Genomic DNA, 11,508 nt, shown 5'->3' with positions numbered 1-11,508 from the left:
GCGCATGGACCTGCTGGCCGTTTTCTCGCATACGCTGCAAGTCACGCTGCCCGTCTTCGCCATGGTGTTTCTGGGGATCGTCTTCAAACGCATCGGCTGGATCGACGCGCACTTCATTTCCATGGCCTCGGCATTGGTGTTCCGCGCCACCATGCCGACACTGATTTTTCTGAGCATCGTTCGCGCCGATCTGGACGTCGCCCTGCAACCAGGGCTGATCGTCTATTTTCTGGGCTTTTCGGTACTGAGCTTCTTCCTCGCCTGGGGCTGGTCCATCCGGCGCTGCCCCCATGAGGAGCGCGGCGTCTTCACGCAAGGGGCCTTTCGCGGCAATTGCGGGATCGTCGGCTTGGCGCTTGCCGCCAACCAATACGGTGACTACGGACTCTCGCTGGGCAGCATCCTGGTCGGCGGTATCATCATCGTTTACAACGTACTGGCGGCGATCATTCTGGCCTATTACAGTGCGGGTGCGCGATCAGGCCTCGGCACAATTCTCAAGCATATCGCCAAGAATCCGCTCATTCTGGGCGTCTTGCTGGCGATTCCCTTTGCGTATTTCCATATCGATCTGCCCGCATGGCTGCTCACTTCAGGCGATTACTTCGGCGCCATGTCGCTACCCCTGGCCCTGGTCTGCATCGGCGGCACGCTGTCGTTCACATCCGTCAAGCGCAGTAGCGGCCTGGCACTGGATGCCAGCCTCTGGAAAGTCGTGTGGATCCCCCTTCTCGGCGTGCTGGGCGCCTTCGCGCTGGGCTATCGTGGACGCGAGTTGGGCATTCTCTTTCTCTTCTTCGGCAGCCCCGGTGCTGCGGCGAGTTTCGTCATGGCCAAGGCCGCGCATGCCAATGCCAAGCTCGCCGCCAATATCATCGTCATCACTACCGTCGCCTCGCTGTTCACCCTCAGCGCCGGGGTATTCATACTGAAACTAGTGGGCTGGATCTAAAACCGGCTCTCACCATGAGGCTTCACCATATTGGCCAAGCGTTTGCGGTCCTTGTCGCAAATGAGTTGAGCGGATATGGCAATGACAAGGAGTCAGCCGCTGCATGCTTGACAGTTATAGCGCACTCGCCGGGCAATTCTTCGGTGTGATCTCGCTGATACTCTGCCTGCTGGCCTTCGCCAGCAAGCGAGATGAGCGGCTGATGGGCTTATTGCTCTCCGCGAACGTGGCTTTCGCACTGCAGTTCGTCCTTTTCGAGAGCTGGACGGCAGCGGCGCTGACGGTGCTGGTGATCGTGCGCATCGCGCTGGCACGACGTTACCCGGGTAGTAAGCAAGTAATGACTGGCGTGCTTGTCACCAGCGGTGTGGCGGCGCTGTTGACCTGGCAAGGATGGGCGGATTTGCCTGCCATCGTGGCGATGACGGTGGGAACGGTAGGTATGTTTCTATTTCACGGCATATCCATGCGCATCTGCCTGGGGCTCGCAGCATTGTCGTGGTTTCTTAGCCATGCTCTGGTAGGCTCAGTGGGCGGAATGCTCGCCGAGGCGCTGGTATTCGTTACCAACGCCATCACCATTTATCGATTGGAGCGTGCCAGGCGTCGCTACCCACAAGCGTTCGAATGAACATATCGGTCCGGGCGTCATCCGAGACTTCAAGGTCACCGGTTAAGGGTCGCCATGTGCCAACGCACGGTGTCACGCCCGATAGGAAGCATAGGTATTACTCGCACGGCTCAGATGATGACGCATTGCGTCGCGGGCCGCGTCCGAGTCGCCGGTGCCAATCGCCTCGAGAATATCGGCATGCTCCTCGGCGACACGCTCCAGATAACGATGCGTCGCTGCCGTGTCGAGCTCGACGGAAAGCAGCTTGGCGCGTGGAATCGCGCCCAGGTTCAACTGCTCGTACACCGTAGTGAATGCCGGATTATGCGTGGCCTGGGCCACCGCGAAGTGGAACGCGAAATCTTCTTCCCGCGCCTGGGACTGGTGCTGGAACGCCTCGATGAAGCGCCCATGCGCCTGGCGAAGCCGTTCGATATCCGCATCGTCGCGCCGCAATGCCGCCAGGGCAGCGGCTTCTGGCTCCAGGGTCAAACGTAATTCGAGAATTCCTAGAATATCCTCGACCGTGGTCAGGCTGATTTGTTTAGCGGGATACGCTTCCTCCGGTGCCGCACGCAGCACCCGCGTGCCGATCCCGCGACGCGTTTCGACCAACCCCAGCGACTTGAGATGGGTAATCGCCTCCCGAACGACCGTGCGACTGACACCAAACATCTCGCACAAGCCATTCTCTGGAGGCAGCTTGTCCCCCACCGGGATATTGCCCTTTGAAATGATCGCCTCAAGTTGCTGAGAAACCTGCTGAGACAAGCTCCCCTGCTGGGAGACACGTTTAACGTCAAGTGAATTCATAGTGCATATTTCGCATAATGGTCATTTACTCTTGATGCATTCGGCTGATCAACACCAAGCGCGTGAGATCGACTCCCCGCCCCGGAATCAAATACTACATCGCTGTGACAACACTGCACTGCGTGACAGTGAGACTCGCGTAGACGATGGAGCCAGCATCCGTTTTTTTCATCTGCGTGACGAGGGACGCGCGCCCTTGCTCACGCTTGCACGTCACCATCCCTCAACTGAACCAGTTCCGCATACAGCCCAGCGGGAATTGTCACGCCCTCGCTTTGATTACGTTCCCTGGCCGCATGCCGTCGCTGCGATGGTAAGCGAGCGCCTTGGGCGGTGATACCCTCGAACAAGGCTTCGGCCTGCTGTAAACGCGTTTCAGCATCCGTACCGAGGAAAGCCTGAGGGTCCATGACTAGGATGAATTCGCCATGCTGCGGTGTCCCCTCTCCGCTACCATCGGCCGGATGAGTTTGATGCCCCAGTCTGTCACCGATGAGGGGCCCCGCCAGGAGCTCGATCATGATCGACAATGCTGCCCCCTTGTGGCCACCGAAAGGGTGCAGCGCTCCGGCCAACGCCGCCTCTGGATCAGTCGTCGGCTGCCCTGCTGCATCGATCGCCCAATTTTCCGGAATCGACTCACCGGCCCGTCGATGCAGTTCAACCTCGCCGCGTGCGACCACACTGGTAGCAAAGTCGAAGACGAAGGGCACGCCCTCCGGCCGCGGCCAGGCAAATGCGATGGGGTTAGTCCCCAATAATGGCGAGTGGCCACCCGCTGGCGCGACGTAGGCATGGCTCGGCGTCATCGCCAACGCGACCAAGCCCTGTTCGGCCAAGAACTCCACCTCGGGCCACAACGCCGAAAAGTGGAAGGCATTGTTGACAGCAAGCGCCGCCACGCCAGTGGCACGCGCCTTCTCGATCAGAGGTTGCCGAGCGGTCTCGAAGGCCAGTAGCGAACAGCCGCCGCGCGCATCGACATTCACCACGCCCGGCGCCTGGTCAGCCACCTCGGGGACGGCACGCGGATCGACACCACCAAAGCGAACGGTACGTACGCAGTCAAGGAGTCGGTATAAACCGTGTGAATGGCACTCGTCGCGCTGCGCCGCCACTACACTACGCGCAATGGCGGCCGCTTGGTCCTTGGAGAAGCCATTTTGCTCAAGAACATCGACACTCAGCGCCCATGCCTCATCGAGCGACAGCCTTGTTGAGTCATTCATGGACGCCTCCCGTCGGTAGATAGGTCACCATGCAGCATTTCAAGTGTCATCCGGATGTCCGGCCGCAACGAACTTGCCACCCTGATACAGCACCGTCGGGTCATTTGGATCGATCTCGCCGGCCTCTTCCTCGACCTCGATCCGCCAAGGTTCCGAACTATCCTGCGGGGCCCAGCCGAGAAATGCTGATTTGCTGTTATCCCACCACGACTCAGTGTTCGCCGACGCGCCATAAACGACGGTACAACCCAGCTTGGGGGCCACGAAGGCGCGTTTCATCAGGCGCATGAAATCCTCGACGCTCAACCAGGTGGCCATCATTCGCGTATCTTTCGGCTTGGGGAAACAAGAACCGATACGCACGCTGAGGGTCTCGATATCGAATTTGTGGTAATACAGGCTCGCCAGGTCCTCGCCGAAGCACTTGGACAGACCATACAATGAGTCGGGACGACGCGGCACCTCGGTATCGATGCGTGTCGTACGTGGGTAGAAGCCGATGGTGTGGTTGGAGCTGGCAAACACGATGCGCGGCTTTCCGAGGTTTCGAGCCGCTTCGTAAAGATTGTAAGCCCCGATGATGTTGGCCTGGAGAATATCGCTCCAGGGTTTTTCCACCGAGACGCCGCCAAGGTGAATGATCCCATCGCAGTCCCTGACCAGCTCATTCACGGCCTGAGCATCGGCGAGGTCGCAGGGCACCAACTCTTCATGCCCGGCGGCCTCGCCAAGGTCGGCAATATCCGACAGGCGCACTTTTTGTGCCAGTTGATCCAAGTACGGGCGGATCGCTTTACCCACGCCACCGGCCGCACCTGTCACCAAGATTCGATTCAACATGTCATATCCTCCTTCAATATTCAGTCCGCGCGATCAATACACATGAGCGTTACCGCATGCATGCGCGCTCATTCAACGGTGATAGCGATCTCTAGAAGCCGTAAAGACGCGCCGGATTGTCCACGAGAATCCGTTGGCGCTGCTCGGCCGATGCCCACTCGAGCAACACATCGAGTTGCTCGGCGTCGTCGGGGTACTGCTCGCGGGGCACGCCGACATGCGGCCAATTGGAACCCCAGATGATGCGCTCGGGGGCATGTGCGATGACCCGCTTGGCAATTGCCCCGATATCCGCATAGTCGGGACCGCCGGTCTGGCTGGCTTCGTAGCCGGCGCAGATCTTGAACCAGGCATTGCCACGGTCCAGCAGCCGCAGGATTTCGTCGACCCGAGGATCGTCCGGCGCTACGGGTGGCATGAACTTGCCGATATGATCGATGATGTACTCGCCTTCGATACGCCGCAGGTCGTCAAGATAATCGTCCAGCTCGCAGCCGTTGAACTGCACCATCAGATGCCAGCCCAATGGCCGGATGCGCTTCTCGACGGCGAGCATCTCAGCGTTGGTGACCGCACCACCTGGTAGATTCATGATCCGCGCGCCGCGCACGCCCTTTTCATGCCAGGCCTCAAGGTCGCTGTCCGGTGTATCGGGCGTTACCGCAGCAACGCCGCGGGCCGCTTGCGTGCCCAACTGATCGAGCGCCGCTAGTAGAGCGCGATTGTCACGCTGATACGCATTGGGCTGGGTGACGACGACACGCTCGAGCGACAGCCACCGCTGGAGCTTTCGGTAATCCTCGACCGTTGCCAGCTCGGGAATCTTTGGACCACCGGGCTGGGCATCGAAGCCCGGCAGATACAGGTGAATATGACAGTCGGTCGCTCCGGCCGGCGCCGTGAGCTTGGGCGCCGGACCTTCGAGCGGTCGGGTGTTGTCAGGAATCTCTGACACGCTCATGCCTCCTTCAAAGCGAATTGGCGCAATGCATCACGGTCGATCTCAATGCCCAGACCAGGCCCATCGGGGATCTGCATGACACCGCCAGCATGCTCAAGCGGCGTTGTGACGACCGCCTGACGAAATGGATTATGCGTTCGATCAAACTCCATGATCGGCTCCCGAGGGCGACGACGAGGCGGATTAGGTGGCAACGCTGCCATGCTCTGCAGACTCGCAGCCAGACTCACTGCCGTTCCCCACACATGTGGCACCAGGCGAACGCCGAACATCGCCGCCATATCGACGACACGGCGCATTTCCGAAAATCCTCCCACGCTGCAGACATCCGGCTGCACGATATCCACCGCACGGGTTTGCAGCGGCTCCAACATGGCATAACGACCATGCCAATTTTCACCACTCGCCACGGGAATCGGCTGCCCATCACGCACCGCGTGATAGGTGGAAATCTGCTCCGGCAACACCGGCTCTTCGAACCAATCTACGCCCAAGGCCGAGGCACGCTTGCCCACATCTATCGCCTCAAGCAGGTCGTACCCATGGTTGGCATCGATCATCAGGCGCCCCTCGGGACCCAGCGACTCGCGCGCGGCAGCGATGACCTTCAGATCTTCCTCGACATCGAAGCCGATCTTGATCTTCACGCCGTGAAAGCCGTCGCGAACATAACCAGCGACTTCCTCGGCCGTGTCCTGGACACGATCGACACCGTCACGTTTGAACGAGCCAGTGGCATATGCACGTACGGATTCACGAAAACGTCCGCCCAGCAATTCAGATACCGGCGCGTCATAGCGCTTACCCTTGATATCCCAGAGTGCGATATCGATACCGCTTAGCGCCGTCACAGTCAGACCACGTTGTCCCTGATCGCGCAGGCGATTGTAGAGTTCGAGCCACAGCTTTTCCGTTTCCAGCGGATTGCATCCTATGAGTGCCGCCGAATACGCACTCACCACAGCGGCATTGGGCTTGGCAGGTCCCAAGCATTCACCCCAACCGATGGTGCCATCATCACAGACGATTTCGACCAGACAATGTTGGCGTCTGTCAAAACGCATGGACGCGCTTTCAAAGGCCTGTTCGAGCTTATAGTCGAGAATATGTGTATATACTTTTTCGATCTTCATATCGAATAACTCATAAGCGGATAGAAGTAACTCATCACTGGCAGAAACTCACTACTGAAAGAAACTAGGCAACGTCAGCGATATTGACGGCACATAAGTTACTAGCATCAGTACTAGGAAGAGCGCCAGATAGAACGGCCAAATGGTGCGTACCGCGTGTTCGATCTTGATCTTGCCAATCACGCTTCCAACAAAGAGGCATGCCCCAACGGGAGGCGTACAAAGCCCCAACCCTAGATTCATCATCATCATGATGCCGAACTGAATAGGATCCATCCCGAACTGCTGAGCAACGGGCAGGAAAATGGGGGTGCAGATCAAGATCAGCGCCGCCATGTCCATGATCATTCCGAGCCCAAGCAAAAGCAGATTGAGCATCAGCAAGATGACGTAAGGGTTGTCGGAAATCTCAAGCAGCGCATCAGTCAGCAGTTGCGGCACACTGTACAGCGCCAGTAAGTAGGAAAAGGCTGAGGCACATCCCACCAGAATCATGACAAGTGAGGTCGTACGAACGGCCTGATAAACGGCTTGCTTGAAGGACTCCCAACGCAGCTCGCGATAGACCAGCCCTGTCACGACAATGGCATAGATCGCACCAAAAGCACCGGACTCGGTCACCGTCAGAATCCCAGAGAGTACACCACCGACGATGATCACTGCTGTCAGAAGTCCAGGCAACGCTGCCACGAAACTGACGAGCAATGATATCCAGCCAGGGAACGGTTCCCCCTTATAGCCCCGTTTAACCGCCACGAGGTAGGCAGCCACCGCCAATGCCAGACACATCAGTACGCCCGGGACGATGCCAGCGATAAACAGCTGAGTGATCGAGATGCCACCACCCGCCGCGACAGCGTAGAGGATCATGTTGTGGCTGGGCGGAATCACTACGCCAGCAACCGACGAAGTAACGGTCACGTTGACGGCGTAGTCGGCGTCATAACCCTTTTCCTTCATGACCGGAATGAGAATCGAACCAAGCGCCGAGGTGTCGGCAACCGCCGAGCCCGAAATACCGCCAAACAACATTGACGAGCTGACATTGACCATACCTAACCCGCCACGCACACGCCCCACCGCTGCCGAGGCCAGCCGAACCAGACGAGTGGATATGCCGCCATGCAGCATCAGCTCCCCGGCAAAAATGAAGAACGGTATGGCCAGTAACGAGAAGACAGAAATACCCGAAAGAATCCGCTGAAAACCGACGAAAAGCGGTAGTCCCTCGTAAAGGAACGTAACGACTGACGCCAGTCCCACGGCAAAGGCCACTGGTGCACCGACGATCAGCCCCAGAAAGAAAATACCAAACAGAATAATCAGTCCCATGGTGTCACTTCCTCCTGTACTTCATGAGACGTTGGGCGATATTGACAACCGAAAAGAGCACCATCAGTAGGCCACATATCGTCAGCGGTACCGCACGCCAGCTTTCGGAAAGACCGATCATTGGGATTGCACGATCGAGGTTATCCATGACAAGAACCCAACCCTGCCAAGCCATGAATCCCCCGAAAATAGCCACGAAGAAGTCGGCGATATAGCGCATGACTTCGCGCGGCAAAACCGGTAACCCTTCGCGGACGAAATCGATGCTAAGGTGAGTATTATTGCGTACGCCAGCAGCCGCTCCTAAACACGTTACGTAGACGACAATCAGCAGTGAGGACTGCTCCACCCATGTTGGTGTGTCGTTGAGAACGTAACGACCGAATACCAGATAACCAAATGTTACTATCAAAAAAACTAGCAGGATGCCCGAGATAATGATGCACAGCTTCGCAATGCTATCCAGGAGGCGATCTACTGCCATAGGAAGTGGCGGTTCCTCCCCCTGGTCACTCAATTGGTCGGGATATGAGCTCACGGTATTCAATCCTTTCAAGACGCCCCGGAGGAAATACCTCCGGAGCATTTCGTGGAACTAACGGATCACTTCTGGGCGGCTTGGATATCCGTCACCAGCGACTCCAGATCCGGATGCTCCTGGATGAATTCATCGTAAATCGGCTGCATCTTGGCCTGGAATGCCGATTTATCATCTACCTCATTGATCTTCACGTCGGCATCGAGGACCTTCTGCCTACTCTTCTGGACACTTTCTTCCCAGAGTTGCCGCTGCTTTTTGGCGGCCTCTTCAGCCGCTTGTCGTACAGCCTGCTGGTCTTCATCGCTGAGCTCTTCCCAGCTGGCCTTGGCGACACACAAACACTCAGGCAGGATCAGGTGCTCGGTCAGTGAGTAGTACTTTGCCACCTCGTAGTGACCGCTGGACTCATAGGATGGGTAATTGTTCTCAGCACCGTCGATGACCCCGGTCTTGAGCGACTGATAGACTTCACTATAAGCCATCGGCGTCGCGTTACCGCCCATCTCATCGATCATCTGTACATAGAGGTCATTATTCATGACGCGGAACTTGAGGCCCTCGACGTCGTCGGGCGTCTTCACCGGATGATCGGTGTTGTAGAGGCTACGCGCCCCAGAGCCAAACCAAGACAGCGCGATCAGGTTTTTCTTGGCCAGTGCATCGGCGAAGCGGTCACCGATCTCACCATCCATGATGCGGTACATGTCCTCGGGGCTTTTGAAAATGAACGGCAGTGAAAGAACGTTAGTGGCGGGCACGATTGGCCCCATCGGCCCCATATTAAAGTTGGCAAAGTCCAGCGCACCGCTACGAACCTGCTCGATAGCGTCCGGCTGATCGCCCAGCACCGCGTTATGATAGACCTTGGGCTCGACACGACCGTCGGTCTTCTCGGCGACTTCCTTGGCAAAACTTTCCAGGGCTTTACCATTCGGGTAGCTAGGTGGGTGGACATTCCATCCACGCCAGCTGTCCGCTTGTACAGCCGCCGAAATAGAAACACTCAACAGCATACCGATCATCGCTGCTGCTTTTACATGGCTTGTCATCTTGAGTCTTTTGTTGGTCTGCATGACGTTGCTCCTTATGGTTCATATTGTTGCGTTATTTTCAACTGACCATACTGATTAATTAGCGCACTCCTTTATTGCTTAAAACCATCAACGATTAAAAATCAATGCCATCCCGATTTAAATAATTACCTCCCCTGATAAGCTAGGCATTGAGATGTTTCATCTCCCCATAAGTCTAGGTTCTTTAACGCATGTTGTCATACATCATACTGGAATGGCGTATAGACATTAGGCTAAGATAACGAAATGCAGCGTGGAAACCTGGGTTGATATACCCTATCGGCAGTTACGATGCACCAACGCATGCTGCAAGCGGCATGCGTTGGTCGAAAGCTACCCTTTAAGGCCCGTCGTATCCGCTGGTCGCGGGGGAGGGGTGGGGAGAGAAGGACAGCCTTTGCGGTTAAGCGTAGATATCCTGACTGCGCAGATAGTCATCATAACTGCCGCTGAAGTCGGCGATACCGTCGTCCTTCATCTCAATGATGCGAGTCGCCAAGGAACCGACAAACTCGCGGTCATGACTGACGAAGATCAAGGTGCCGGGATAGTTCTCCAGCGCCAGGTTGAGCGCTTCTATCGACTCCATGTCAAGGTGGTTGGTAGGTTCATCCATCACCAGCACGTTGGGTTTCTGCAACGCCAGCTTACCGAACAGCATCCGCCCCTGTTCGCCCCCGGAGATCACCTTGACCGACTTACCGATGTCATCGCTGGAGAACAGCATCCGGCCCAGCGCTCCGCGTACGGTCTGCTCACCTTCCGTGGTCCACTGCCGCATCCATTCGAAAAGCGTCTCACCGCCTTCGAAATCATCGGCGTGATCCTGGGCGAAGTAGCCAACTTCTGCCGCATCGGTCCATTTCACCTCACCCGAATCCGGTGTCATAGTGCCCACCAGACAGTTCAGCAGGGTCGTCTTACCAATCCCGTTGGGTCCGATGATGGCGACTCTCTCGCCGGCTTCGACCTGCAAATCGAAGCGTTCGAATAGCACATTGTCACCCCACGCCTTGGAGAGCTTCTCCGCGTTCAACGCATTTCGATGTATCTTTCTGGTCTGCTCGAAGCGAATGAACGGGCTGACGCGTGACGACGGCTTGACCTCATCAAACTGAATCTTGTCGATCTTGCGTTGGCGCGACGTGGCCTGCTTGGCCTTGGAGGCATTGGCCGAGAAGCGGCTGATGAATTGCTGCAGCTCGGCGATCTCTGCCTTCTTCTTGGCGTTCTCGGCATGCAAGCGCTCCCGTGCTTGGGTAGCCGCGGTCATATACTCATCATAGTTCCCCGGAAACAGCGTCAGCTCACCGTAGTCGAGGTCCGCCATATGAGTGCAGACGCTATTCAAGAAATGGCGGTCATGAGAAATGATGATCATGGTCGAGCTACGTGAACGTAGAATCTCTTCCAGCCACCGGATGGTGTTGATATCCAAGTGGTTGGTCGGCTCATCGAGGAGCAGCACGTCGGGGTCACTGAACAGTGCCTGTGCCAGCAGTACGCGCAATTTCCAGCCCGGCGCCACCACACTCATCGGCTGGGTATGCTGCGCAAGGGGGATACCGAGGCCGAGCAGCAACTCCCCCGCGCGCGCCTCTGCCGTATATCCCTCGAGTTCAGCGTAGCGCACCTCGAGATCGGCGACTTTCATGCCATCTTCCTCGGACATCTCAGTCAGCGAATAGATACGCTCGCGCTCGGCAGTCACCTCCCAAAGTTCCGTGTTCCCCATGATCACGGTGTCGATGACACGCTCGTTCTCGAACGCGAACTGGTCCTGACTCAGCTTACCGAGCCGTGTGGTGGCGTCCTTCATGACCTTGCCGTTGGTAGGCTCCAGGTCGCCACCCAGAATTTTCATGAAGGTAGACTTGCCGCAACCATTGGCACCGATCAGACCATAGCGGTTGCCCTCTCCAAACTTGACGGAGACATTTTCGAATAACGGCTTGGCGCCGAACTGCATGGTTATGTTGGCGGTAGAGAGCAAAATCGGGGTTCTCGCGGGAAACGGCGTG

The 11,508-nt window shown here is 57.0% G+C and carries 11 protein-coding genes; 2 read left to right on the top strand and 9 right to left on the bottom strand.

The features are described from left to right. Nucleotides 1-952: AEC family transporter (locus tag OP495_RS09185; RefSeq protein WP_348521306.1), on the top strand; the 952-nt coding region annotated here is incomplete at its 5' end. 103 nt (nt 953-1,055) lie between these two features. Then, nucleotides 1,056-1,583 (top strand): YgjV family protein, encoded by a 528-nt coding sequence (locus OP495_RS09180; protein WP_280563432.1) that lies wholly within the window; start codon nt 1,056-1,058, stop codon nt 1,581-1,583. Nucleotides 1,584-1,655: 72 nt separating this feature from the next. On the opposite strand, the gene OP495_RS09175 is transcribed toward OP495_RS09180, so the two are convergent. The 9 genes from OP495_RS09175 to OP495_RS09135 all read right to left on the bottom strand — a co-directional run bounded on the left by OP495_RS09175 (nt 1,656) and on the right by OP495_RS09135 (nt 11,480). Beyond that, nucleotides 1,656-2,378, bottom strand: a complete 723-nt coding sequence (locus tag OP495_RS09175) for a FadR/GntR family transcriptional regulator (protein WP_280568707.1) — start codon at nt 2,376-2,378, stop codon at nt 1,656-1,658. 200 nt (nt 2,379-2,578) lie between these two features. After that, nucleotides 2,579-3,607, bottom strand: coding sequence for an Ldh family oxidoreductase (locus tag OP495_RS09170; RefSeq protein WP_280568705.1), 1,029 nt, complete (start codon nt 3,605-3,607; stop codon nt 2,579-2,581). A 39-nt stretch (nt 3,608-3,646) separates the two neighbouring features. After that, nucleotides 3,647-4,447 (bottom strand): NAD(P)-dependent oxidoreductase, encoded by an 801-nt coding sequence (locus tag OP495_RS09165; RefSeq protein ID WP_280568702.1) that lies wholly within the window; start codon nt 4,445-4,447, stop codon nt 3,647-3,649. Between the two features lie 91 nt (nt 4,448-4,538). Continuing rightward, on the bottom strand, nt 4,539-5,402 hold the full coding sequence (locus OP495_RS09160; RefSeq protein ID WP_280568700.1) for an amidohydrolase family protein: 864 nt from the start codon (nt 5,400-5,402) through the stop codon (nt 4,539-4,541). A gap of 2 nt (nt 5,403-5,404) precedes the next feature. Continuing rightward, nucleotides 5,405-6,541, bottom strand: coding sequence for a mandelate racemase/muconate lactonizing enzyme family protein (locus OP495_RS09155; protein WP_280568697.1), 1,137 nt, complete (start codon nt 6,539-6,541; stop codon nt 5,405-5,407). A 51-nt stretch (nt 6,542-6,592) separates the two neighbouring features. After that, on the bottom strand, nt 6,593-7,873 hold the full coding sequence (locus OP495_RS09150; protein ID WP_280568694.1) for a TRAP transporter large permease: 1,281 nt from the start codon (nt 7,871-7,873) through the stop codon (nt 6,593-6,595). 4 nt (nt 7,874-7,877) lie between these two features. After that, nucleotides 7,878-8,357, bottom strand: coding sequence for a TRAP transporter small permease (locus OP495_RS09145; RefSeq protein ID WP_280563439.1), 480 nt, complete (start codon nt 8,355-8,357; stop codon nt 7,878-7,880). Between the two features lie 119 nt (nt 8,358-8,476). Next, complete coding sequence (locus OP495_RS09140; protein ID WP_280568691.1) at nt 8,477-9,487, bottom strand: TRAP transporter substrate-binding protein; 1,011 nt, start codon at nt 9,485-9,487, stop codon at nt 8,477-8,479. Nucleotides 9,488-9,890: 403 nt separating this feature from the next. Beyond that, the gene (locus OP495_RS09135) at nt 9,891-11,480 is read right to left on the bottom strand and encodes an ABC-F family ATPase (protein ID WP_280563441.1); all 1,590 of its coding nucleotides are present in this window, start codon (nt 11,478-11,480) and stop codon (nt 9,891-9,893) included. Nucleotides 11,481-11,508 lie beyond the last annotated feature (28 nt).

This window comes from Chromohalobacter sp. 296-RDG (genome assembly GCF_029889885.1).
GTDB lineage: Bacteria > Pseudomonadota > Gammaproteobacteria > Pseudomonadales > Halomonadaceae > Chromohalobacter.
This window is presented reverse-complemented; position numbering and strand designations above follow the sequence as displayed.